Source organism: uncultured Piscinibacter sp. (genome assembly GCF_937952055.1).
Lineage (GTDB): Bacteria > Pseudomonadota > Gammaproteobacteria > Burkholderiales > Burkholderiaceae_C > Piscinibacter.
Window position 1 is genome coordinate 136,953 of sequence record NZ_CALFYO010000033.1, and the last position, 22,682, is coordinate 159,634.

The 22,682-nt window shown below is 69.4% G+C and carries 21 protein-coding genes; 14 read left to right on the forward strand and 7 right to left on the reverse strand.

What is annotated here, in order from left to right; all coding sequences use genetic code 11:
- The first annotated feature begins 73 nt into the window (after window positions 1–73).
- Genes Q0599_RS24610 through Q0599_RS24655 form a run of 10 tightly spaced genes read left to right on the forward strand, consistent with a single transcriptional unit; the run spans window position 74 to window position 10,610 of the window.
- A complete protein-coding gene (locus tag Q0599_RS24610) occupies window positions 74–931 on the forward strand; it encodes a carbohydrate ABC transporter permease (protein ID WP_298835341.1) in 858 nt (285 codons plus the stop codon).
- A gap of 10 nt (window positions 932–941) precedes the next feature.
- The gene (locus Q0599_RS24615; protein ID WP_298835342.1) at window positions 942–1,757 is read left to right on the forward strand and encodes a carbohydrate ABC transporter permease; all 816 of its coding nucleotides are present in this window, start codon (window positions 942–944) and stop codon (window positions 1,755–1,757) included.
- 11 nt (window positions 1,758–1,768) lie between these two features.
- Window positions 1,769–2,830 carry an ABC transporter ATP-binding protein gene (locus Q0599_RS24620; protein ID WP_298835343.1) on the forward strand — a complete coding sequence of 354 codons (1,062 nt, stop codon included), beginning with the start codon at window positions 1,769–1,771 and terminating at the stop codon, window positions 2,828–2,830.
- A gap of 2 nt (window positions 2,831–2,832) precedes the next feature.
- Window positions 2,833–3,561: an SDR family oxidoreductase gene (locus Q0599_RS24625; RefSeq protein WP_298835344.1), complete on the forward strand. Its 729-nt coding sequence runs from the start codon at window positions 2,833–2,835 to the stop codon at window positions 3,559–3,561.
- Between the two features lie 9 nt (window positions 3,562–3,570).
- Window positions 3,571–4,968 carry a D-arabinitol 4-dehydrogenase gene (dalD, locus tag Q0599_RS24630; protein ID WP_298835345.1) on the forward strand — a complete coding sequence of 466 codons (1,398 nt, stop codon included), beginning with the start codon at window positions 3,571–3,573 and terminating at the stop codon, window positions 4,966–4,968.
- Between the two features lie 24 nt (window positions 4,969–4,992).
- Window positions 4,993–5,913, forward strand: a complete 921-nt coding sequence (locus tag Q0599_RS24635) for an AraC family transcriptional regulator (protein ID WP_298835346.1) — start codon at window positions 4,993–4,995, stop codon at window positions 5,911–5,913.
- Window positions 5,914–5,918: 5 nt separating this feature from the next.
- A complete protein-coding gene (gene xylB, locus Q0599_RS24640; protein ID WP_298835347.1) occupies window positions 5,919–7,418 on the forward strand; it encodes a xylulokinase in 1,500 nt (499 codons plus the stop codon).
- 38 nt (window positions 7,419–7,456) lie between these two features.
- Window positions 7,457–8,404 carry a transaldolase gene (tal, locus tag Q0599_RS24645; protein WP_298835348.1) on the forward strand — a complete coding sequence of 316 codons (948 nt, stop codon included), beginning with the start codon at window positions 7,457–7,459 and terminating at the stop codon, window positions 8,402–8,404.
- Window positions 8,404–9,999 (forward strand): glucose-6-phosphate isomerase, encoded by a 1,596-nt coding sequence (gene pgi / locus Q0599_RS24650; protein WP_298835349.1) that lies wholly within the window; start codon window positions 8,404–8,406, stop codon window positions 9,997–9,999. Before tal ends, pgi begins: the two co-directional genes overlap by 1 nt.
- Window positions 9,996–10,610 carry an HAD family phosphatase gene (locus Q0599_RS24655; protein WP_298835350.1) on the forward strand — a complete coding sequence of 205 codons (615 nt, stop codon included), beginning with the start codon at window positions 9,996–9,998 and terminating at the stop codon, window positions 10,608–10,610. Before pgi ends, Q0599_RS24655 begins: the two co-directional genes overlap by 4 nt.
- On the opposite strand, the gene Q0599_RS24660 is transcribed toward Q0599_RS24655, so the two are convergent.
- The 4 genes from Q0599_RS24660 to Q0599_RS24675 all read right to left on the reverse strand — a co-directional run bounded on the left by Q0599_RS24660 (window position 10,607) and on the right by Q0599_RS24675 (window position 15,268).
- Window positions 10,607–11,689: a M14 family metallopeptidase gene (locus tag Q0599_RS24660; protein ID WP_298835351.1), complete on the reverse strand. Its 1,083-nt coding sequence runs from the start codon at window positions 11,687–11,689 to the stop codon at window positions 10,607–10,609. The two genes, Q0599_RS24655 and Q0599_RS24660, sit on opposite strands and share 4 nt — an antisense overlap.
- Window positions 11,686–12,882, reverse strand: coding sequence for a M20 aminoacylase family protein (locus Q0599_RS24665; RefSeq protein ID WP_298835352.1), 1,197 nt, complete (start codon window positions 12,880–12,882; stop codon window positions 11,686–11,688). The genes Q0599_RS24660 and Q0599_RS24665 overlap by 4 nt, the downstream gene beginning before the upstream one ends.
- A 93-nt stretch (window positions 12,883–12,975) precedes the next feature.
- Window positions 12,976–14,109: an ABC transporter substrate-binding protein gene (locus Q0599_RS24670; RefSeq protein WP_298835353.1), complete on the reverse strand. Its 1,134-nt coding sequence runs from the start codon at window positions 14,107–14,109 to the stop codon at window positions 12,976–12,978.
- A 34-nt stretch (window positions 14,110–14,143) separates the two neighbouring features.
- A complete protein-coding gene (locus Q0599_RS24675) occupies window positions 14,144–15,268 on the reverse strand; it encodes an ABC transporter substrate-binding protein (RefSeq protein ID WP_298835354.1) in 1,125 nt (374 codons plus the stop codon).
- 181 nt (window positions 15,269–15,449) lie between these two features.
- Here Q0599_RS24675 and Q0599_RS24680 point away from each other — a divergent pair, with 181 nt between their 5' ends.
- Genes Q0599_RS24680 through Q0599_RS24690 form a run of 3 tightly spaced genes read left to right on the forward strand, consistent with a single transcriptional unit; the run spans window position 15,450 to window position 18,937 of the window.
- A complete protein-coding gene (locus Q0599_RS24680) occupies window positions 15,450–17,498 on the forward strand; it encodes a molybdopterin oxidoreductase family protein (RefSeq protein WP_298835355.1) in 2,049 nt (682 codons plus the stop codon).
- Window positions 17,499–17,512: 14 nt separating this feature from the next.
- The gene (locus Q0599_RS24685) at window positions 17,513–18,586 is read left to right on the forward strand and encodes an aminopeptidase (RefSeq protein WP_298835356.1); all 1,074 of its coding nucleotides are present in this window, start codon (window positions 17,513–17,515) and stop codon (window positions 18,584–18,586) included.
- A 3-nt stretch (window positions 18,587–18,589) separates the two neighbouring features.
- Window positions 18,590–18,937, forward strand: coding sequence for a polyhydroxyalkanoic acid system family protein (locus tag Q0599_RS24690; protein WP_298835357.1), 348 nt, complete (start codon window positions 18,590–18,592; stop codon window positions 18,935–18,937).
- Between the two features lie 81 nt (window positions 18,938–19,018).
- Here the strand turns inward: Q0599_RS24690 and Q0599_RS24695 are convergent, their stop codons facing one another.
- The gene (locus Q0599_RS24695; RefSeq protein ID WP_298835358.1) at window positions 19,019–19,276 is read right to left on the reverse strand and encodes an acyl-CoA-binding protein; all 258 of its coding nucleotides are present in this window, start codon (window positions 19,274–19,276) and stop codon (window positions 19,019–19,021) included.
- Window positions 19,277–19,369: 93 nt separating this feature from the next.
- Between Q0599_RS24695 and Q0599_RS24700 the strand changes: the two genes are divergently transcribed.
- Complete coding sequence (locus Q0599_RS24700; RefSeq protein WP_298835359.1) at window positions 19,370–20,803, forward strand: wax ester/triacylglycerol synthase family O-acyltransferase; 1,434 nt, start codon at window positions 19,370–19,372, stop codon at window positions 20,801–20,803.
- Window positions 20,804–20,866: 63 nt separating this feature from the next.
- Here the strand turns inward: Q0599_RS24700 and Q0599_RS24705 are convergent, their stop codons facing one another.
- Both Q0599_RS24705 and Q0599_RS24710 read right to left on the reverse strand, forming a co-directional pair.
- A complete protein-coding gene (locus Q0599_RS24705) occupies window positions 20,867–21,574 on the reverse strand; it encodes a response regulator transcription factor (RefSeq protein ID WP_298835360.1) in 708 nt (235 codons plus the stop codon).
- A 288-nt stretch (window positions 21,575–21,862) separates the two neighbouring features.
- Complete coding sequence (locus tag Q0599_RS24710) at window positions 21,863–22,642, reverse strand: DeoR/GlpR family DNA-binding transcription regulator (RefSeq protein ID WP_298835361.1); 780 nt, start codon at window positions 22,640–22,642, stop codon at window positions 21,863–21,865.
- Between the last annotated feature and the right edge of the window lie 40 nt (window positions 22,643–22,682).

Sequence of the window (22,682 nt, forward strand, 5' to 3'; positions counted from 1 at the left end):
CCCAGGGGGGGCGCCGCCAGCGGCCCGGCACAGCCGGTTCCGCGACGGCCGCTTGACGCACTGAGAGCCACTCATGAACAGACTGCTCCCCCGCGCGCTGATGGCGCCCGCAGTGGTCACGCTCTTCCTCTGGATGATCGTGCCGCTGGCGATGACGCTGTACTTCTCGGCCGTGCGCTACAACCTCATGCAGCCCGGCCCGAAGGACTTCATCGGGCTGGCCAACTACGAGTTCTTCGTCACCGATCCGGACTTCCTCGCGTCGGTGCTCAACACGCTGCTGCTGCTCGGCTCGGTGATCGCGATCACCGTGGTGCTCGGCGTGGCGCTGGCGCTGCTGGTCAACCAGGCCTTTCCGGGACGCGGCATCGTGCGCGTGCTGCTGATCTCGCCCTTCTTCGTGATGCCCACGGCGAACGCGCTGCTGTGGAAGCACATGATGATGAACCCGGTGTACGGCGTGCTCGCGCAGGTCAGCGGCTTCTTCGGCACCGCGCCAGTGGACTGGCTCACCGACCACCCGCTGTTCTCGGTGATCCTGATGGTGTCGTGGCAATGGCTGCCCTTCGCCTGCCTGATCTTCATCACCTCGCTGCAGTCGCTGGACACCGACCAGATGGAGGCAGCCGGCATGGACGGCGCCAACGCGTTGCAGAAGTTCTGGTTCCTCACGCTGCCGCACCTGGGCCGGCCGATCGCGGTCGTCGTGATGATCGAGATGATCTTCCTGATGAGCGTGTTCGCCGAGATCTTCACCACCACCGGCGGCGGGCCCGGCAACGCGAGCACCAACGTCGCCTTCCTGATCTTCAAGCAGGCGCTGATGAACTTCGACGTCGGCGTGGCCTCGGCCGGCGCGCTGTTCGCGGTGGTGCTGGCCAACATCGCCGCGGTGTTCCTGATCCGCCTGATCGGCAAGAACCTGGACTGAGAGCCCACCCATGAAGAACCTCGCCCTCATTCTGCGCACCGTGGCCGCCTGGGGCCTCACGCTGCTGGTGGTCTTCCCGCTGATCTGGCTGGTGCTCACCGCCTTCAAGACGGAGCAGCAGGCGATCGCCATCCCGCCGCAGCTGTTCTTCTCGCCCTCGCTGGAGAGCTTCGAGGAAGTGAACCTGCGCAGCGACTACCTGCTGTACGCGCGCAACTCGGTCATCACCAGCGTGATCTCCACGCTGCTCGGACTGGCCATCGCCGCGCCGGCGGCGTACTCGATGGCCTTCTTCCGCACCAAGCGCACGCGCGACATCCTGATGTGGATGCTGTCCACCAAGATGATGCCGGCCGTCGGTGCCTTGGTGCCGGTCTATGTGATGGCGCAGACGGTGGGCATGCTGGACTCGCTCACCGCGCTGATCGTCGTCTTCACGCTGTCGAACCTGCCGATCATGGTGTGGATGCTCTACTCGGGCTTCAAGGACATCCCGCCGGACATCCTCGAGGCAGCGCGCATGGACGGCGCCAGCATCTGGGGCGAGTTCAAGCACGTGATCCGGCCGCTGGCGATGGGCCCGCTGGCCTCGACCGGCCTGCTGTGCCTGGTGCTGAGCTGGAACGAGGCGTTCTGGTCGCTCAACCTCAGCTCGGCCAAGGCCGGCACGCTGGCCACTCTGATCGCCTCGTATTCCAGCCCCGAGGGCCTGTTCTGGGCCAAGTTGTCGGCCGCATCGCTGATGGCCATCGCGCCCATCGTGGTGGTCGGCTGGTTCAGCCAGAAGCAGCTGGTGCAGGGCCTGACCTTCGGCGCCGTCAAGTAAGGAGCAGTCACATGGCATACCTCGAACTCAAGGGCGTCGAGAAGTTCTTCGGCAGCCTGCGCGCCATCAAGGGCGTGAATCTGCAGATCCAGAAGGGCGAGTTCGTCGTCTTCGTCGGGCCTTCCGGCTGCGGCAAGTCGACGCTGCTGCGCATGATCGCCGGCCTGACCGAGATCGACGGCGGCAGCCTCGAGCTCGACGGGCGCGACATCACCAGGCTCTCCTCGTCCAAGCGTGACCTGGCGATGGTGTTCCAGAGCTACGCGCTCTACCCGCACATGAGCGTGTTCGACAACATGTCGTTCGCGCTGCGGCTGGCCAACGTCGACAAGGCGGTGATCAAGGAGAAGGTCGGCCGCGCTGCCGAGATCCTCAACCTCACGCAGTACCTCGACCGCACGCCGCGGGAACTGTCCGGCGGCCAGCGCCAGCGCGTCGCCATCGGCCGCGCCATCGTCCGGGCACCCAAGGTGTTCCTGTTCGACGAGCCGCTGTCCAACCTCGACGCCGCGCTGCGCGGCCAGACGCGCGTGGAGATCGCCAAGCTGCACCGCGACCTGGGTGCGACGACGATCTACGTGACGCACGACCAGGTCGAGGCGATGACGCTGGCCGACCGCGTGGTGGTGTTGCGCGACGGCGCGATCGAGCAGGTCGGCTCGCCGCTGGAGCTCTACGACCGCCCGGCCAACCAGTTCGTCGCGCAGTTCATCGGCACGCCGCAGATGAACGTGGTCGACACCGCCAGGCTGCCGTCGCTGCGCGAGGTGGTCGGCGCGGCCAACGCGCCGGACGGCTTCATCGGCGTGCGGCCGGAGAACGTGCTGGTGCGCGCGGCCGGGGCGGGCAAGCTCAGCGGCCGCGTCGAGCTGGTGGAGTCGCTCGGCGCGGACACGCTGATCTATACCCATGTCGGCAATGGCGACGGGCGCGGCGTGCAGATCGTCTCGCGACAGTCGGAACGCACCGCGCTGCGCCCCGGCGACCCGGTCGGGCTGGACATCGCGCCGGCCTCCTTCCACCTTTTCGATCGCCAGGGCCAGACCGTCGCCGCCCAGGTCGGCAGGGCGTGAGCATGGCCGCGACACTGCAAGGCCAGGTCGCCGTGATCACCGGCGCGGCCTCGGGCATCGGCCTGGCCAGCGCCGAGGCGATGCTGGCCGCCGGCGCGCGCGTCGTGCTGGTCGACCGCGACGCCGCACGGCTGGCGGCGCTGCGCGGGCGGCTCGGCGAGGCGGCGATTCCCCTGGTGCTGGACCTGCTCGATCCGGCGGCCTGCAGGACGCTGCTGCCGCAAGTGCTGGAGCGGGCAGGGCGGCTCGACATCCTGCACGCCAACGCCGGCCTGTACATCGGCGGCGACCTGGTCGACGCCGACGTCGACGCGATCGACCGCATGCTGAACCTCAATGTCAACGTCGTGATGAAGAACGTGCACGACGTGCTGCCGCACATGATCGAGCGTGGCGCGGGCGACATCATCGTCACCAGCTCGCTCGCGGCGCACTTCCCGACGCCGTGGGAGCCGGTCTATGCCGCGTCCAAGTGGGCGGTGAACTGCTTCGTGCAGACGGTGCGTCGACAGGTGTTCAAGCATGGCATCCGCGTCGGCGCGGTCTCCCCCGGGCCCGTCGTGACCTCGCTGCTGTCCGACTGGCCAGCCGAGAAGCTGAAGGAGGCGCGCGAGGCCGGCAGCCTGATCGAAGCCAGCGAGGTGGCCGAGGTGGTGATGTTCATGCTGACGCGGCCGCGCGGCATGACGATCCGCGACGTGGTCCTCATGCCCACCCATTTCGACCTCTAGGTGACTGCGATGAACACGATGCTGCACCTCGGCCTGGGCTCGTTCCACCGCGCTCACCAGGCCGTCTACTTGCACGATCTGATCCAGCGCGGCGATGCGTCCTGGACGCTGGCCGGCGGCAACACGCGTCCCGACATGGCCGAGACGATCGCGGCGCTGGCGGCGCAGGACGGTGCCTACATGCTCGAGACCATCTCGCCGGCCGGCGAGCACCGCTACGAGCGCATCTCCTCGATCCGCCGAGTGATCCCCTACACCGCCGATCTGGCCGGCTTGATCGCCGAGGGCGCGAACCCGGCCACGAGGATCGTCTCCTTCACCGTCACCGAGGCGGGCTACTACCTCGATGCGAAGAACCGGCTCGACCTGAACTTCGCGGACCTGGCCGCCGACCTGCAGGCGGCGAGAGCCGGGCGGCCGGGCGGCACGATCTACGCCGCGCTCACCGCCATCCTGCGCGCGCGCCGGACCGCCGGCGCGGGGCCGGTGACGCTGCTGAACTGCGACAACCTGCGCCACAACGGCGACCGCTCGCGCCGCGGCCTGCTGCAGTTCGTCGAACTGCTCGGCGACACCGGCCTGCGCGACTGGATCGAGGCGAACACGACCAGCCCGAACGCCATGGTCGATCGCATCACGCCACGCCCGACCCCGGACGTGCGCGAACGCGTGCTGGCCGCGACCGGCGTCGACGACCCGACGGCGCTGATGGGCGAGAGCTTCATCCAGTGGGTGATCGAGGATCGCTTCGCCGCCGGCCGCCCGGCCTGGGAGAAGGTCGGCGTCGAGATGGTCGAATCCGTCGCGCCTTACGAGGAGGCCAAGATCCGCCTGCTCAACGCCACCCACAGCTGCATCGCCTGGGCCGGCACGCTGGCCGGCTTTCTCTTCATCCACGAGGGCACGCACGATGCCGAGATCCGCCGGCTGGCGTACGACTACGTCACCGACGACACCATCCCCTGCCTTCACGCGCCCGGACGGCCCAGCCCGATCGACCTGCCGCGCTACCGAGACATCGTGCTCGACCGCTTCGGCAACCCGGCCATCCGCGACACCAACCAGCGCGTGGCGATGGACGGCTTCAGCAAGATCCCCGGCTTCATCGTGCCGACCATCCGCGAGCGGCTGGTGACCAATGCGTCGATCGCCAGCGTGGCCATGCTGCCGGCGCTGTTCCTCGCCTATCTGCAGCGCTGGCATCGCGGGCAGATCCCCTACACCTACCAGGACCAGGCGATGGACCCGGCCGCGGCGCACGCGATCTGCGAGGCCGGCGATCCGGTCGCCGCCTTCGCCGCGGACAAGGTATTGTTCGGCACGCTGGCCGGCGACGCGCGACTGGTGGCCGCGCTGCGCGACGCGAGTGCGCGCGTGGCCGACTTCGCGCGCCGGCGCAGTACCTGACCGCGACGAACCAGGAGATCCGCCATGGCCCTCCAGCGCCCCCGCAGCCCGGAGCTCGAGCACGATGTCGGCCGCACGCCGAATCTCGGCTACGAGCCACCGGGGACCTACGGTCTGGTGCGCTTCCTCGAGCATGGCTTCCCGAATCCGCTGGTGCGCTGGCACTATCACGAGGAGTACGAGCTGCACCTCATCGTGTCCACGCGCGGCAAGGTCTTCGTCGGCGACTACATCGGCCACTTCGAGCCCGGCCACCTCGTGCTGACCGGCCCGCGCCTGCCGCACAACTGGATCTCCACCGACGTCCCCGAGGGCGGCGTGCCGTTGCGCGACATGGTGCTGCAGTTCGGCGATGCGCCGCTGCGCCACGCCGCCGCGCAGATTCCCGAGCTGGCGGAGGCCTTGCCGCTGCTCGAGCGGGCACGCCACGGCGTGGAGTTCTTCGGCCTGAGCGCGAAGGCCCGCGAGCACATCGAGCGCGTGCGCGAGGCGCATGGGTTGCAGCGCCTGGCCGAATTCGCCGCGCTGCTCGACCAGCTGGTGCGCTGCAGCGACTACCGGCTGCTGTCGACCGTGCAGCTGCAGAGCTTCGACGACGACGCCGGGCTGGCGCGCATCAGCGGCATCGTCGACTTTCTCACCGAACACTACGCCGAGAACTTCTCGATGGCCGCGCTGTGCGCGCGGCTGGACATGACGGAGAGCAGCTTCTCGCGCTACTTCCGCCGTGCCACCGGCAACAGCTACACCGACTTCGTCAACCGGCTGCGCATCAACAAGGCCTGCCAGCTGCTGATGGAGACCGACCGCTACATCACCAACGTCTGCTACGACGTCGGCTTCAACAACGTGGCCAACTTCAATCGCCGCTTCCTGCAGATCAAGGGCATGACGCCGAAGGAGTTCCGCCGCCAGGCCGAGGCCCGCTTTGGCCCGGGGGGCTGATCGCCATGTACCTCGGCCTCGATCTCGGCACCTCCGAGCTGAAGGCGCTGCTGCTGTGCCCGCGGCGCGGCCCCGTGGCCACGGCGCGTGCGCCGCTTCGCGTGTCGCGCCCGCGGCCGCTGTGGTCCGAGCAGGACCCGCAGTCCTGGTGGGCCGCGCTCGAGTCGGCGATGGCGCAGCTGGCGGCGCAACACCGGCCGCTGCTTGCGCAGGTTCGCGTGATCGGGCTGTCGGGTCAGATGCACGGCGCGGTGCTGCTCGACGGCGCCGACGCCGTGCTGCGCCCGGCCATCCTGTGGAACGACGGCCGCAGCGCGGCGCAGTGCGGGGCGCTGACGCGCGCGCTGCCGGCGCTGCCCCAGATCACCGGAAACCTCGCCATGCCCGGTTTCACCGCGCCCAAGCTGCTGTGGGTGCGCGAGCACGAACCGGCGGTGTTCGAGCGCACCGCGCGCGTGCTGCTGCCCAAGGACTGGCTGCGCCTGCGCCTGACCGGCGAGCACATCGCCGACCTGTCGGACGCCTCCGGCACGCTGTGGCTGGACGTGGCGCGACGCGACTGGTCCGACGATGTGCTCGCCGCCTGCGGCCTGACGCGCGCGCACATGCCGTCGCTGGTGGAAGGCAGCGCGCCGGCCGGGCGGCTGCGGGGCGAGCTGGCGGCACGCTGGGGCCTGCCGGCCGCCGTGGTGGTGGCCGGCGGCGGCGGCGACAACGCGGCCAGCGCGGTGGGCATCGGCGCCACCGAGCCGGGGCAGGGCTTCGTCTCGCTCGGCACCTCGGGGGTGATCTTCGTCGTCAGTGACGCCTTCCGCCCCAACCCCGCGCACGGCGTGCACGCCTTCTGTCATGCGCTGCCGCAGCGCTGGCACCAGATGTCGGTCATGCTGTCGGCGGCGGCCTGCCTGGACTGGGCCGCGCGCCTGGCCGGTCTGCAGGACGTGGGCGTGCTGCTGGCCCGCGCCGAGGCGCTCGCACCGGCACAGCGCGGGCGCGCGCCGCTGTTCCTGCCCTACCTGAGCGGCGAGCGCACGCCGCACAACGACCCGAGCGCGCAGGGTGTGCTGTTCGGCCTGACGGCGGAGCACGACGCCGCTGCGCTCGCCTGGGCGGTGCTGGAAGGCGTGGCCTTCGGCTTGCGCGACGGTCTGAACAGCCTGGCGCTGCCGCCCGGTCCGGCCACGCTCACGCTGGTCGGTGGCGGCTCGCGCAGCACGCTGTGGGCGAACATGCTGGCCTCGATCCTCGGCGTGGCGCTGGAGCGGCGGCCGGGCGCCGAGGCCGGCGCCGCCCTGGGTGCCGCGCGCCTCGGCTGGCTGGCCGATGGGGGCACGCTCGAGCAGGCCTGCCGCGCCGCGGCGGACCAGGCCGAGCGCTTCGTGCCCGATGCCGACGCGGCGGCACGGTTCGAGCGCCGCTACCGGCGCTTCCGTGCGCTCTACCCGGCGCTTTCGCCCCAGTTCCATGCCAGTGACGAGGATCCCACGGCACCGGCCGGGTTCTAATAGCGCCACCGGCCCGTGCCGGGGGCTCCGACTTCGCCATGAACCAGCTCGACCAGCTCAAGCAGTACACCACCGTCGTTGCCGACACCGGCAACTTCAAGCAGCTCGCGCAATTTGCCCCGCGCGATGCCACCACCAACCCGTCGCTGATCCTCAAGGCGGTGCAGCAGCCCGACTACGCGCCGTTGCTGGCCGACACGGTGGCCGCCCACAAGGGCCAGCCGCTGGAGGAGATCGTCGACCACGTGCTGGTGCGCTTCGGCCGCGAGATCCTCAAGGTGGTGCCGGGCCGGGTGTCGACCGAGGTCGACGCGCGTCTCAGCTTCGACACCGCGGCCACGGTGGCGCGCGCGCGTCGCGTCATGGCGATGTACGAGGACGCCGGCATCGAGCGCGGGCGCGTGCTGATCAAGATCGCCTCCACCTGGGAGGGCATCCAGGCCGCGCGCATCCTCGAGCACCAGGGCATCCACTGCAACCTGACGCTGCTGTTCGCCTTCTGCCAGGCCGTCGCCTGCGGCGAGGCCGGCGTGAAGCTGGTCTCGCCCTTCGTCGGCCGCATCCACGACTGGCACAGGAAGACCGCCGGCGCGGCCTGGGACGAGGCGGCGAACGCCGGCGCCAACGACCCCGGCGTGAAGTCGGTGGCGCAGATCTACACCTACTACAAGAAGTTCGGCATCGACACCGAGGTGATGGGCGCGAGCTTCCGCAACACCGGGCAGATCCTCGCGCTGGCCGGCTGCGACCTGCTGACCATCAGCCCCGAACTGCTCGCACAGCTGCAGTCCGGCGAAGGCAAGGTGGAGCGGGCGCTCGACCCTGCGGCAGCCGCCACGGCGCCCGTGCATGCCGTCACCTACAACGAGGCGAGCTTCCGCTGGGCGCTCAACGAGGACGCGATGGCCACCGAGAAGCTTGCCGAGGGCATCCGTGCCTTCGCGGCGGATGCCGCCAGGCTCGACCAGATGATCGAGGGGATGTGATGGACGCTCCGCGTTGCGACAAGACCGAGGCCTGGGCCGCCCTGGCCGGTCACTTCGAGGCCCATGGCCGCGACCTCGACCTGCGCGAGGCGTTCGCGCGCGATCCGGGCCGCTTCGGCGCGCTGTCGTTCGAGGCGCCGGAGGTCTTTGCCGACCTGTCGAAGAACCTCGTCGACACCGCGACGTTGAAGTTCCTCGTCGACCTGGCGCACGAGTGCCGGCTCGAGCAGCGCCGCGATGCGATGCTCGCCGGTGCGGCGGTCAATCCGACCGAGGGCCGTGCCGTGTTGCACACCGCGCTGCGCGCCCCGAAGGGGCAGGGGCCGTTCTCCGATGACGTGCACCGCGTGCTGGAGGCGATGCTGGCCTACGCCGAGACGGTGCGCGACACGGCGGCGAGCGGCATCCGCCACGTCGTCAACATCGGCATCGGCGGCAGCGACCTGGGACCGCAGATGGCCGTGCCGGCGCTCGATGCCTTCGTGCACCCCGGCTTGACGTTCCACTTCGTCGCCAACGTCGACGGCCACGACATCACGCCGGTGCTGCGGCAGCTGAACCCGGCCGAGACGCTGTTCATCGTCGCCAGCAAGACCTTCACGACGCAGGAGACGATGGCCAACGCGCATGCGGCGCGGAACTGGTTCGTCGCCAACGGCGGCACCGACACGGCGAAGCACTTCGTCGCCACGACCACCAACGTGAAGGCGGCGGCCGAGTTCGGCATCACCACCACCTTCGGCTTCTGGGACTGGGTGGGCGGCCGCTACTCCCTGTGGAGCGCCATCGGCCTGCCGGTGGCGCTCGCCATCGGCGCAGAGCACTTCCGCGCGCTGCTCGCCGGCGCCCATGCGATGGACCGGCACTTCGCCGAAGCGCCGCTGGCCAGGAACCTGCCCGCCCTGCTCGGGCTCGTCGACGTCTGGTACCGCAACTTCCACCGCTTCACCAGCCGCAGCGTGGCGCCCTACCACCAGGGCCTGAGGCGTCTGCCGGCCTACCTCCAGCAGCTGGAGATGGAGAGCAACGGCAAGCGCGTCGATCTCGACGGCGAGCCGCTGCCCTACGGCACCAGCCCGGTGGTGTGGGGCGAGCCGGGCACCAACGGCCAGCATGCCTACTTCCAGATGCTGCACCAGGGCACCGACGTCATTCCCGTGGAGTTCGTGCTGGTGAAGCGGCCCACCCACGCGCTGGCCGATCTGCATGCCAAGCTGCTCGCCAACGGCCTGGCCCAGTCGCAGGCGCTGATGCTCGGCAAGACCACCGCGCAGGCGCTCGGGGAGAAGGCGCCGACCGCCTCGAAGGAGCTCGAGGCGACGACCATCGCGAAGCACCGCACCTTCCCCGGCAACCGGCCCAGCACCACGCTGCTGCTGGAGCAGCTCACGCCGCGCTCGCTCGGCGCGCTGATTGCGCTGTACGAGCACCGCGTCTTCACCAGCGGCGCCATTTGGGGCATCAACAGCTTCGACCAGTGGGGCGTGGAGCTCGGCAAGGCGCTGTGCAACGACCTGCTGCCGCGTCTGGCTTCGGGCGACGCGAGCGGGCTCGACGCGTCCAGCGCCGGGCTGCTGGCAAAGCTCCGCGCGTGAACATCGTCTTCGACTTCGGCGGCGTGCTGTTCCACTGGCACCCGCCGGAGTTGCTCGCGCGGCTGCTGCCGCACCGCGTGCCGGACCCCGACGCCGCGCAGCGCCTGGTGGACGACTTCTTCCAGGGCTACAACGGCGACTGGGGCGACTTCGACCGCGGCAGCGTCGAGCCGGGACCGCTGGCCGAGCGCATCGCGCGGCGCACCGGACTGACGGTCGACGAGACGCGCCGCGTCATCGACGGCGTGCCCGCCGAGCTGACGCCGATGGCGCCGACAGTGGCGCTGCTGCGCCATCTGCATGCGACGGGGCGGCCGCTGTACTTCCTCTCCAACATGCCCGAGCCGTACGCGCGTCACCTGGAGGCGGCGCACGACTTCCTCGGCCTGTTCCGCGGCGGCGTGTTCTCGGCGCGGGCGGGGCTGTGCAAGCCGGAGCCGGCGATCTTCGAGCATTGCGCCAGTCGATTCGACCTCGACCCGTCGAGCATCCTCTTCATCGACGACGTGGCGCAGAACGTCGCGGCGGCGCGCGACGCCGGCTGGCAGGCGCTGCAGTTCGTCGACGCGGCGCAGTGCGCGCAGGCGCTGCGCGAGCGCGGCGTTCTCTAGCCGGCGAGGCCGGCCACCGCCTGCCGTGCTGCCGCGAAGGCCTGCGTGAGTACGGCGTCCTTCCACGCGGCCGTGTCGGTGTAGAAGGCCTCCTGCATGCGGCGCTTGATGGCCTGGCGCTGGGCTTCGGGGGCCTCCGGATGGTTCTCCAGCCACTGGTCGGCGCGCAGCGCGTCCAGCACCGCCGTCAGCGGCTCGGTGCCGTACTCCAGCGCGATGCCGGTGTACTCGGCCTGCGGGCACTCCTCGTAGGCCGACATCCACATCATGCCGGTCAGTCTTGCCGAGGCCGAGCTGCCGTCGTAGATCGAGGTGATCCCCGGGCCCCACCAGGCGCGGGCACGGGCGAGCGCGTCGGCATCGTCGCGGCAGGCGAAGATGCGCTCGCCGACGCCGCTCGGCCCCAGGCCGGTGTGCAGGTCGATCCAGCCGAGCCGCTCGCAACGCCGCGCATGCTCCTGCAGCACGTGGCGCAACGTCACGTTGCTCCAGGTGGGGTTGCGGCCGCCGTAGAAGAGGCCCTCGGGATGGTCGTGCTGGCCGCTGGTCACCGCCTGTTGGAAGGCGCGAGGTCCGTGTCTGGCGATCCAGCGCTCGAGCGCTGCCGCCGCTTCCGCCGAGGGGGGCCAAACCGGCGGCACGATCAGTGCGGCGATCTCGTCGTAGGCCGGATTGGCCGGCAGCGGCTGCGAGAAGTCGTGGAAGTTGCGGTTGAGGTCGACGTTCTCCTGCGTGGTGCGACGCCACCAGGAGAAGCCGTGCGGATTCAGCGCATGCAGGTAGAGCACCGCGACGCTCGATTCGTGCACGAGCCGGTGCCAGTCGGCATCCGACAGCAGCGCATGCTGAACACCGGAGCCGCAGAATCCCTCGATGCCGTGGCAGCCGCTGCTGACCACCAGCAGCGACCGCGCGCCCTTCGCCCCTTCCAGCGCAACGTCCATCGCCAGCACTTCGCCGTCGCGACCGAGCAGCGGGTGGGCGTGGCTCTCGGCGTCGAGGCCGGCCGCATCGGCGGCCGCCAGGAACATCTGCCGCGCTTGCGCGTAGCTGCCGGCAAAGTGTGCGGTGGCGTTCACGGCCGCGTCTGGTTCAGCCACGCTTCCGCCAGGCGCACCCACATCGTCGCGCCGAGCGGGATCAGCTCGTCGTTGAAGTCGTAGCTCGGGTTGTGCAGCATGCAGGGCCCCAGACCATGGCCGCCCTCGCGATGGCTGCCGTCGCCGTTGCCGATGAGGAAATAGCAGCCGGGCTTGTCGAGCAGGTAGTAGCTGAAGTCCTCGGCTCCCATCGTGGGCTCGAACTCGAGCACGTTGTCGGCGCCGACGATCTCGCCGAGCACGCGGCGCGCGAACTCGGTCTCGGACGCATGGTTGATGGTCGGCGGGTAGTTGCGCGTGAACTCGAAGTCGCAGCCCGTGCCGAACGCGGCGCAGGTGTGCTCGGCGATCTCCTTCATGCGCTGCTCGATGAGGTCGAGCACCTCCAGCGTGAAGGTGCGCACCGTGCCCTGGATCTCGCAGCTGTCTGGCACGACGTTGGTCGCCTCGCCGGTGTGGATCATCGTCACCGAGATCACCCCGGCGTCGATCGGCCGCTTGTTGCGCGTGATGATGGTCTGGAAGGCCTGCACCATCTGGCAGGCCACCGGCACCGGGTCGACGCCGTTGTGCGGCATCGCGGCATGCGAGCCCTTGCCGCGGATGGTGATCCTGAATTCGTTGCTCGACGCGAAGCAGGGCCCGGTCTTCAGCGCGAACTGGCCCGCCGCCATGCCGGGCCAGTTGTGCGCGCCGAACACGGCCTGCATCGGGAACCTCTCGAACAGGCCGTCCTTGATCATCTCGCGCGCGCCGCCGCCGCCTTCTTCGGCGGGCTGGAAGATCAGGTAGACGGTGCCGTCGTAGTTCCGGTGCTTCGCCAGGTGCTTGGCCGCGCCGAGCAGCATCGCGGTGTGGCCGTCGTGGCCGCAGGCGTGCATCCTGCCCGGGTGGCGGCTGGCGTGGGCGAAGCGGTTGTGCTCGGTCATCGGCAGCGCGTCGATGTCGGCGCGCAGGCCGACGGCGCGGTCGCTGCTGCCGTGCTTCAAGATCGCGACGACGCCGGTCTTGCCCAGGCCGCGGTGCACGGGGATGCCCCAGTCGGTGAGTTGCTGCGCGATGACGTCGGAGGTGCGCACCTCCTCGAAACAGAGCTCCGGGTGGGCGTGGATGTCGCGCCGCACGGCCGCGATGGCCGCGGCGTCGGCGAGGATGGATTCGATCAGCTGCATGGTCACTCCGTCGGCGCAGTCGCCGTGGAAGGGAGTGCCATCTTATCGGTCTGCCTCGACCCGCAGTGCGCCGGGGTCACCCCGGGCCGCCGGTCAGCGGCGCACGCGGCCGTCGGCGGTCAGGATGGTGAGGTCGACGTACCGGGAGCCGGTGTGCTTGTTCGGCGCGAAGTCGACGAAGAAGCCGCCGAGATTGAGCTCGCGCAGCGACTCCAGCCCGGCGATCAGGCTCTCCGCGCTGCCGGCACCCCCGGCGCGCTTCAGGCCCTCGACGAAGGTGCGCGCCGCCACGTAGCCCTCCATGCTGCTGTAGTTGGGCTCGAACTTGTCGCCGTGCGCCGCCTTGCCGGCGGCGAGGTACTCGCCGGACAGCGCCGACGCCGGCGTGTAGGGATAGGGCATCACCTGGCTGACCACGACGCCGCGGGCGTCCTGCTGCAGCTCGTCGGCCAGCGCCTTGGTGCCGACGAAGGAAACGTTGTAGAAGGTGCCGCCGAAACCGGCCTTGCGTGCGGCGCGGATGAAGGCGGCGCAGGACTTGTAGGCGCTGATCTGCACGATCGCGTCGGGCTTGCCGGCCAGGATGGCCTTCACGGCCGCATCGACGTCGACGGTGTTGCGCTCCACCGTGCCCAGGCCGGCAGGCTCCAGGCCGAGAGGCTTGAGTGCACGCGTCACGCCTTCCAGGCCTGCCTTGCCGTAACTGTCGTTCTGGTAGAAGACGCCGATGCGCTTGATGCCGATCGCCGTGGTCTGCTTCACGATCTCGGCGGTCTCGTCGAAGTACGAGGCGCGCACGTGGAAGGCGTAGCGGTTGAGCGGCGCGCGCAGCGCCTCGGCGCCGGTGAAGGGCGCGAAGAAGGGCAGCTTGGCCTGCGTGGCCAATGGCAGGGCCGCGATGCTGGTGGGCGTGCCGATGTAGCCGAACAGCGCGAAGACACCGCCCTCGATGAGCTTCTTCGTGTTCTCGGCGCAGCGGTCGGGCTCGTAGCCGTCGTCCAGGGTCTGCAATTCGATCGTCCGGCCGCCGATGCCGCCCTTGGCATTGATCTTGTCGAAATTCAGCATCGCGCCGAGGCGGAACTGCGTGCCCAGTGCCCCGGCCGGGCCCGATATCGCGGCCGACTGGCCGAGCAGGATGCGGTTGGCCGACTGCGCCCACAGCGGAGCGGAGATGCAGGCGACGCCGAGGCCGGTGGCACGCTTCAGGATCTGGCGACGGTTCATGACGACTCCTTCGGCCGGCAGGCGGCCCGGGTGTTCAGCGGCGGACCTTGCCGTCCTCGGTGATCATCGAGACCTCGACGAAGTGGGAGCCGACGTGGTCCTTGGAACTGAAGTCGACGCGGAAGCCGCCGAAGTTGGCGTTCTGGATCGACTCCAGCGAGGTGACCAGCGAATCTCGCGAGGGGTTGCGGCCGGCGCGGCGCAGTCCCTCGGCGAAGACCTTCGCCGACAGGTAGCCCTCCATGCTCGAATAGTTCGGCTGCGCGTCCGGGCCGGCCTTGGCCACGGCATCGAGATACTCGCGCGAGATCGGCGTGGTGGTCGAGAAGGGGAAGGGCATCACCTGGCTGACCATGATGCCCCGGCCTTCCTTGCCCAGTTCGTCGGCCAGCGCCTGCGTGCCGACGAAGGACACGTTGAAGAAGGTGCCGCCGTAGCCGGCCTTGCGCGCCTCGCGGATGAACGCAGCGCAGGACTTGTAGGCGCTGATCTGCACCACCGCGTCGGGCATCTTGGGCGCGATCGCGGCCACCGCCTTGGCGACGTCCACGGTGTTGCGCTGGACCGTGCCGAGCGCGACCGGCTCCAGGCCGAGCGGCTTGAGCGCGCGCTTCACGCCCTCGAGGCCAGCCTTGCCGTAGGCGTCGTCCTGGTAGAACACGGCGATCTTCTTCAGGCCCAGCGAGGTGAGCTGCTTCACGATCAGGCCGGTCTCGTCGTAGTACGAGGCGCGCAGGTGGAAGACCCACCTGCTGAAGGGGTCGCGCAATGCCTCGGCGCCGGTGAACGGGCCGAAGAAGGGGATCTTGGCATCGTTGATCAGCGGCAGCGCGGCGACGCAGGTCGGCGTGCCGACATAGCCAAGCAGGGCGAACACGTCTTCCCTGATGAGCTTCTCGGTGTTGGCCTTGCAGCGGTCGGGCTCGTAGCCGTCGTCCAGCGTGCGCAGCTCGATGGTGTGGCCGTTGACGCCGCCGCTGGCATTGAGCTGGTCGAAGTAGATCTTCGCGCCCTTGTTCATCTGGATGCCGAGCTGGGCGGCCGGCCCGCTGAAGGCGGCGGACTGGCCGAGCACGAGGCGGGAAGACTGCGCCCAGGCGGGCAAGGCGAGCGCGGCGCCAGCGGTGGCCACGCGGCGGATTGCGTCACGACGATTCATGAGGAGCTCCAACGATGCTTTCGGGCTTCGGCAAGCCTGACCGCTTCGTGCGCGGCGGCTCGCTCGAGCCCCGACGGTTTTCTTGCGCTGGCGCGGAGAATAAGGCGGTGCTCAGCCGGTTGGGGCGGGCATCCTTCACTAAGTCCGAGAGTTCGTCGGTTCGCTGTGCAATAGTTCGCGCATGGATTCCCAGCTCGTCCGCGCCGCCTGCCCGCACGACTGCCCCGACACCTGTGCGATCCGTGTCACGGTTCAGGACGGGCGGGCCGTCAAGGTGCAGGGAGACCCCGACCATCCGCCCACGCACGGCGCGCTGTGCACCAAGGTGTCGCGCTATCCGGAGCGCACCTACCATGCAGAACGCGTGCTGCAGCCGCTCAGGCGGATCGGTCCCAAGGGCAGCGGCAGGTTCGAGCCGGTGAGCTGGGCGGCGGCGCTGACTGACATCGCGGCGCGTCTGAAGGCGATCGCTGCGCGAGGGCCGGACGCCGCCCAGGCCATCGTGCCCTACAGCTACGCCGGCACCATGGGCCTGCTGCAGTCCGAGAGCATGGCGGCGCGCTTCTTCCACAGGCTGGGTGCCTCGCTGCTCGATCGCACCATCTGCGCCAGCGCCGGCGGCGACGCGCTCGTGGCCACCTATGGCGGCAAGGTCGGCATGCACCTCGCGCACTACGCCGACAGCCGGCTGATCCTCGTCTGGGGCAGCAACTCGATCGCCTCCAACCTGCACTTCTGGACTTTCGCGCAGGCGGCCAAGCGCCACGGAGCCAAGCTGGTCTGCATCGACCCGCGCCGCACCGAGACGGCCGACAAGTGCCACCAGCACATTGCCCTGCTGCCAGGTACCGACGGCGCGCTCGCGCTCGGGCTGATGCGCGAGCTGATCGTCAACGACTGGCTGGATCACGACTACATCGACCGGCACACCGATGGCTGGCCGCTGCTGCGCGAGCGTGCCATGGCGTGGACGGCCGAGCGCACCGCCCAGGTCTGTGGCATCGATGCCGACGAGGTGCGCGGACTGGCGCGCGATTACGGCACCACGAAGCCGGCGGCGATCCGCCTGAACTACGGCATGCAGCGTGTGCATGGCGGCGGCAACGCGGTGCGGCTGGTGGCGGTTCTGCCCTGTCTCGTGGGAGCCTGGCGCGACGCGGCCGGCGGCATGCTGCTGTCCGCCTCGGGCTGGTTCAAGCGCTGGCGCAACGACGCGGCGCTGCAGCGGCCCGACCTGCTCGCCGGACGGTCGGTGCGCACCATCAACATGAGCACCATCGGTGACGACCTGCTGCGCGAGGCCTCGCCGGCATTCGGCCCGCGGATCGAGGCGCTGATCGTCTACAACAGCAATCCGGTGGCCGTGGCTCCGGAGTCGCCCAAGGTGGTGCGCGGCTTTGCGCGCGACGACCTGTTCACCGTGGTGCTCGAGCAATTCATGACCGACACGGCCGACCATGCCGATTACGTGCTGCCGGCCACCACACAGCTCGAGCACCTCGACGTGCACACGAGCTACGGCCACACCTATGCGCTGATCAACGAGCCGGCGATCCAGCCGCTCGGCCAGGCCAAGCCGAACACGCAGATCTTCCGCGAGCTTGCCGCGGCGATGGGTTTCGACGATGCCTGCTTCCGCGACGACGACGAGACGCTGGCGCGCAACGCGTTCGTGCCGGAGATCGACTTCGACGTGCTGCGCCGCGACGGCTGGGTGAAGCTGCCGCTGCCGCAGGCGCCGTTCGCCGACGGCGGCTTCCCCACTCCCTCGGGCAAGTGCATGATCGACGCGCCGGGGCTGGGCGTGCCGGACTTCGTGGCCAATCACGAGTCGGCGCAGAGCGCCCCCGAGCTGGCGCGGCGCTATCCGCTGGCGATGATCTCGCCGCCGGCGCGCAACTTCCTGAACAGCAGCTTCGTCAACGTGAAGAGCCTGCGCGATATCGAGGGTGAACCGCTGCTCGAGATTCATGAGGCCGACGCGGCGCCGCGCGGCATCGCCGACGGCGCCACCGTGCGCGTCTTCAACGACCGCGGCAGCTACGTCTGCAAGGCCCGGCTCAGCACGCGGGCGCGCCCCGGCGTGGTCAACGGGCTGGGCATCTGGTGGCGCAAGCTGGGCCTGCGCGGCACCAACGTCAACGAGGTGACGCACCAGAAGCTGACCGACATCGGCCGGGCGCCGTCGTTCTACGACTGCCTGGTCGAGGTGGCGCCCGCCGGATCGTGACGCGACGGCTTCTGATGGCGAGTCTCGCTCTGATCGGCACGTTCGCGCTGGCCACGGCGGCCGTTTGCCTGACGGCCGGCTGCAGTTCGGTGGGCTACTACGCACAGTCGATTGGCGGCCACCTCGCGCTGCTGCGTGCGGCCCGGCCGGTGCCCGAGCTGATCGTCGATGCCGAGGCCGAAGCGGCGCTGAAGGAGCGGCTCGCGCTCAGTCAGCGCATGCGGGACTTCGCGGTGACCGAGCTCAAGCTGCCCGACAACGCCAGCTACCGCCGCTTCGCCGACCTGAAGCGCAGCGCCGCGGTGTGGAATGTGGTGGCCGCGCCGGAACTGAGCCTGCAACTCAAGACCTGGTGCTATCCGATCATGGGCTGTGCCGGCTACCGCGGCTACTTCGATCGCGACGAGGCCGAGAGCTACGCGACCGCGCTGCGCGAGGACAGGCTCGAAGTCAGCGTCTACGGTGTACCGGCCTATTCGACGCTCGGTCGCCTGCCCGGCGACTGGATGGCCGACCCGCTGCTCAACACCTTCATCCACTGGCCCGAGGGTGAACTGGCGCGGCTGATCTTCCATGAGCTGTCGCATCAGATCGCCTACGCGAACGACGACACCGAGTTCAACGAGTCCTTCGCCACCGCGGTCGAACGCATCGGCGGCGCGCGCTGGCTGGCCACGCGGGCCTCGCCGCAGGCGCGCGACGAGTACGCGAAGTTCGATGGCCGCCGCCAGGACTTCCGCGCCCTCACCATGGCGTACCGCGACAAGCTCGACGCGCTGTACCGCTCTTCCGCGAGCGAGTCCGACAAGCGCGAGCGCAAGGCGGCGCTGATGGCGCAACTGCATGCCGACCACGAGACGCTGAAGCGCGAGCGTTGGGGCGGATTTGCCGGCTACGACGGCTGGTTCGCGCGCGCCAACAATGCCTCGTTCGGCGTGCTCGCTGCCTACAACGCGCTGGTACCCGACTTCGAACGGCTGTTCCGGCGCAGCGGGGCTGACTTCGAGCGCTTCTACGCCGAGGTGCGCCGGCTCGCCGCGCTGCCGAAGGCCGAGCGCCGCGCCGCGCTGGCATCACCCGGAGACTGACCCATGCCCGACATCCGCATCCACCGCAACCACTCCCTCGGCCTGGCCAAGGCGCGCGAGGTCGCCTGGAAATGGGCCGAGGAGGTGGAGAAGAAGTTCGACATGGAGTGCACCGTGCTCGAGGGCGAGACGAGCGACACGGTGGAATTCACGCGCACCGGCGTGAGCGGCCGACTGATCGTGGCGGCCGATCACTTCGACCTGGATGCGAAGCTCGGCTTCCTGCTCGGTGCCTTCAGCCGGACGATCGAGGGCGAGATCGAGAAGAACCTCGATGCCCTCCTCGCCGCGAGCGGAAAGGCAGCGGCGAAGAACGCCGCGGCAAAGCGGTCCCCGACGAAGAGGAAGTAGGCAGGGAGCCAGGCCCTTCGCCCGCTGCGCGCCGGCCCCGCAGGGGCGGCGTCCGGCCCGGGCCGCCCCGGCGCCGCGAGCCTACTCCTTCAGGCCCTCGATGAGGTCGATGTACTCCTGCATCGCGTCGTCGCCCGACTTGCCCTTCAGCTCGTTCCAGGCGTCCCACTTGGCGCGGCCGACCATGTCGGTGAAGCCCGGGCGCTTGCCTTCGACGTCGCCGCTGGTCGCCTGCTTGTACAGCGAGTAGATCTTCAGCAGCGTCTGGTTGTCGGGCTTCTCGGGCAGGCTCTTCGAGTCGGCGACAGCCTGCTCGAAGCGCTTCTTGAGGTCGGCCATGAGTGCGTCTCCTGTGGGTGAAAATGGGCATTGACGGTGCGGATGTTACCCAGCATCTTGCCCCACCCCGAGTACGCCGCGAGGAGATCCCCGATGTCGCAATCCGTCGAGCGCATGTCGCGCGTGGACACCGCGTGGCTGCGCATGGACAACGACGTCAACCTGATGATGATCGTCGGCGTCTGGCTGCTCGAGCCCGGCATCACCTACGAGGCGCTGTGCGAGCGCGTGCAGGACAAGCTGCTCAAGTACGAGCGCTTTCGCCAGAAGGTGGTGCAGGACGCGATGGGTGCCAACTGGGTCGAGGACGCGGACTTCGACATCCGCCACCACGTGGTGCGCGAGACGCTCGATGTGCCGCGCAGTGTCGACGCTCGACTCGCACGCGAGGCCCTGAAGGCGCGCGCCGGCGAGCTGGCCACCACGCCGCTCGATCCGCAGCGACCGCTGTGGCAGTTCCACCTCGTCGAGCAATACGACGGTGGCAGCGCGTTGATCGCGCGCGTGCACCACTGCATCGGCGACGGCATCGCGTTGATCTCGGTGATGATGTCCATCACCGACGGCGGCATGGACCCGCCGAAGCGAAAGAAGCGCGAGCAGCCCGACGAGGCGCACGAGGAGGACTGGCTGTCGGAGGCGGTGCTCAAGCCGCTGACCGACATCACCGTGAAGGCGATCGGCATGTACGGCAGCGGCGTGGCCAGGTCGATGGACCTGCTGGCGCACCCGCAGCAGCCGCTGCTCGGCTCGCTGGACATGGCGCGCGTGGGCTACCAGGTGATCAGCGACGTCGCCGCGCTGGGCCTGATGCCCGATGACTCCCCGACCGTGCTCAAGGGCAAGCCGATCGGCAAGAAGCTCGTGGCCTGGAGCGAGCCGATGTCCATGGACACGGTCAAGGCCATCGGCAAGGGCCTGGGCTGCTCGATCAACGACGTGCTGCTCGCCTGCGTGGCCGGCGCGATCGGCAGCTATCTGCGCGAGGCGGGCGATGACCCGGCGGGCAAGGAGATCCGTGCCATGGTGCCGGTCAACCTGCGTCCGCTGGAGGAAGCCTGGAAGCTCGGCAACCGCTTCGGCCTGGCGCCGCTGGTGTTGCCGATCGGCATCGAGAATCCGGTCGAGCGCGTCTACGCGGTGCGGCAGCGCATGAGCGAGCTCAAGGGCAGCTACCAGCCGCTGCTCGCATTCGCCGTGCTGGCGGTGGCCGGCCTGCTGATCAAGCCGGTTCAGGACGCGCTGCTGGGCATCTTCGCGAAGAAGTCGACCGCGGTGATGACCAATGTGCCGGGCCCGGCGAAGCCGCTCAAGCTGTGTGGTTCGACACTGCGCCAGACGATGTTCTGGGTGCCGGCCTCCGGGGACATCGGCATGGGCGTGAGCATCCTCACCTATGGTGGTGGCGTGCAGTTCGGCTTGATCACCGACGCGAAGCTGTGTCCGGCGCCGCAGAAGATCATCGAGCGCTTCGAGCCCGAGTTCGAGAAGCTGCTGCTGCTCACCATGATGCTGCCCTGGAACTGAGCGCTGCGCGCACCGCCCGTCTGGCCGAGGTCGGAAGCCGGATGCCGCAGGGGCAGTCAGGGTTCAGGCGTTTCTGAGCGGACCGCGGAACACGTAGCCCACGCGCGAAAGCGCCTGCAGCGGCACGGGGCTGGCCGTGGCGCGTTCGATGCGCCGTCGCAGCCTGTAGATGATGGCGCTGAGGGTGTTGTCGGGCTCCTCGGTGACCGGGCGGCCGAGGTGATGGCACAGCGACTCGCGCGTCACTGCCTGGCCCTCGGCCTGCACGAAGCGCTCCATCACTGCCAGGTCCAGGTCGCTGAGATCGATGCGCACGCCGTCCGGGGCGATCAGCCGGCCGGACTGGCGGTCGAGCAGCCATTCGCCCGAACTGCCGCTGTAGGACGCCACGCGCCGGTGCACCGCGCGGATGGCGACAACCACCTGGTCGAAGCTCGCCGGCTTGGCCAGGTGCATGTCGGCGCCGGCGTCGACCACCGACGAGAACACGTCCGGCGCCAGCCGGCCCGAGACCACCAGCAGCCCGGCCTGGGTGCGCCGGCGCAGGATGCGGATCAGTTCGACGCCGTCGACGCCCGGCAGCATCAGGTCGAGGATGTAGAAGTTGAAGGCGAAGGGCGAGGTGTGGGCCAGCAGTTCGTTGCTGTCGCTGAAGGTCTGCACCTCGATGTCGAGCCCGCGCAGGTGGGCCGCGAGGTACTCGCGGTACTCCGGATCGTCGTCGACGAGCGCCAGCGTACGCGGCAGCGGTGAGGCGGGGTTGTTTGTCATCTCGCGTGTCGGGCCCAAAGATGCACTCGAAAAATTCTAGCCATCGATCACGCCACCCCAGCGCTTCTGACACGCCGTTTCTTGAGGTTCGTCCCGCAATTTCCCGGAACCGCCGTCAGATGTGAGAAACGCAAAGTGATGTCAGGTCACTTTCCCTGGGAATGATGTGTCCTGTGCCGGCGCCTGCACGTGACCGGTTCGGTCGAACTGCCCCGCTGCCGCTGGCCCGCCCGCATCGAGGCGCAGCCGATCCGCTGCCGTCGCGGCCTGCCGCGACAGACGGCCCGATCAGACGCGCTCGACCTCGACCTGCGCGCGCAGCCAGTCGGGTGCGGCGTCGCTGATCACGCGGTCGATCTCGTCGAGCCGCGAGACGGCGCAGGGCGCCACCACGTCCAGCTTGGTCGCGTCCGTGAGCACGATGCGCTGCGCCGCGCCGTCGACCATCGCACGCTTGATCGCCGCCTCCTGCGGATCGTGCGCCGTGAGGCCCGCTCGCGGGTGCAAGGCGCAGGCACCGAGGAACGCGATGTCGGCACGGTGCGCACGCACCGTGGCCAGCGCGGCGTCGCCGACGAAGATGCGCGGCGCTGCCAGCCAGGCGCCGCCGGCCAGCACGAGGCGGATGCGCGGCTCGTCCGCCACCGCCAGCGCGACGTCGAGCGCGTGCGTGACGACGGTCAGCGGCCGCGGCGCGTCGGCCGACTTCAACGCGTTGACCAGCGCGAGTGTCGTCGTGCCGCCGTCGACGAACAGCGTGTGGTTTGCCTCCACCCGCTTCACCGCCGCACGTGCGATGGCGCGCTTGGCGCCGGTGAGCAGGCCCGCGCGTTGCGTCGTGGGCAGCACGGTGGCATGCAGAGCGACAGCGCCGCCATGCGTCTTCTGCACCAGACCACGCGCCGCGAGCTGGCGCAGGTCGCGCCGCACCGTGTCTTCGGAGACGCCGTACTCGGCGGCAAGGCTCGCCACCTCCACACGACCGTGCTCCCGCAGTGTCTCGGCGATGCGCTGCTGGCGCTCGGCGGCAAAGCGCGGCGGTTCGACGGGGGCGCGGTGGGCGGGCATGAAGATGATGCGCTTATGTGCACGAATGTGCAAATTACAG

Excerpts from the sequence above, each read along its gene's own strand:
- Q0599_RS24610 (WP_298835341.1), top strand. The coding sequence starts at position 74 with ATGAACAGACTGCTCCCCCGCGCGCTGATGGCGCCCGCAGTGGTCACG.
- Q0599_RS24615 (WP_298835342.1), top strand. The coding sequence starts at position 942 with ATGAAGAACCTCGCCCTCATTCTGCGCACCGTGGCCGCCTGGGGCCTC.
- Q0599_RS24620 (WP_298835343.1), top strand. The coding sequence starts at position 1,769 with ATGGCATACCTCGAACTCAAGGGCGTCGAGAAGTTCTTCGGCAGCCTG.
- Q0599_RS24625 (WP_298835344.1), top strand. The coding sequence starts at position 2,833 with ATGGCCGCGACACTGCAAGGCCAGGTCGCCGTGATCACCGGCGCGGCC.
- dalD (WP_298835345.1), top strand. The coding sequence starts at position 3,571 with ATGAACACGATGCTGCACCTCGGCCTGGGCTCGTTCCACCGCGCTCAC.
- Q0599_RS24635 (WP_298835346.1), top strand. The coding sequence starts at position 4,993 with ATGGCCCTCCAGCGCCCCCGCAGCCCGGAGCTCGAGCACGATGTCGGC.
- xylB (WP_298835347.1), top strand. The coding sequence starts at position 5,919 with ATGTACCTCGGCCTCGATCTCGGCACCTCCGAGCTGAAGGCGCTGCTG.
- tal (WP_298835348.1), top strand. The coding sequence starts at position 7,457 with ATGAACCAGCTCGACCAGCTCAAGCAGTACACCACCGTCGTTGCCGAC.
- pgi (WP_298835349.1), top strand. The coding sequence starts at position 8,404 with ATGGACGCTCCGCGTTGCGACAAGACCGAGGCCTGGGCCGCCCTGGCC.
- Q0599_RS24665 (WP_298835352.1), bottom strand. The coding sequence starts at position 12,882 with ATGCAGCTGATCGAATCCATCCTCGCCGACGCCGCGGCCATCGCGGCC.
- Q0599_RS24670 (WP_298835353.1), bottom strand. The coding sequence starts at position 14,109 with ATGAACCGTCGCCAGATCCTGAAGCGTGCCACCGGCCTCGGCGTCGCC.
- Q0599_RS24675 (WP_298835354.1), bottom strand. The coding sequence starts at position 15,268 with ATGAATCGTCGTGACGCAATCCGCCGCGTGGCCACCGCTGGCGCCGCG.
- Q0599_RS24680 (WP_298835355.1), top strand. The coding sequence starts at position 15,450 with ATGGATTCCCAGCTCGTCCGCGCCGCCTGCCCGCACGACTGCCCCGAC.
- Q0599_RS24685 (WP_298835356.1), top strand. The coding sequence starts at position 17,513 with ATGGCGAGTCTCGCTCTGATCGGCACGTTCGCGCTGGCCACGGCGGCC.
- Q0599_RS24690 (WP_298835357.1), top strand. The coding sequence starts at position 18,590 with ATGCCCGACATCCGCATCCACCGCAACCACTCCCTCGGCCTGGCCAAG.
- Q0599_RS24695 (WP_298835358.1), bottom strand. The coding sequence starts at position 19,276 with ATGGCCGACCTCAAGAAGCGCTTCGAGCAGGCTGTCGCCGACTCGAAG.
- Q0599_RS24700 (WP_298835359.1), top strand. The coding sequence starts at position 19,370 with ATGTCGCAATCCGTCGAGCGCATGTCGCGCGTGGACACCGCGTGGCTG.
- Q0599_RS24705 (WP_298835360.1), bottom strand. The coding sequence starts at position 21,574 with ATGACAAACAACCCCGCCTCACCGCTGCCGCGTACGCTGGCGCTCGTC.
- Q0599_RS24710 (WP_298835361.1), bottom strand. The coding sequence starts at position 22,642 with ATGCCCGCCCACCGCGCCCCCGTCGAACCGCCGCGCTTTGCCGCCGAG.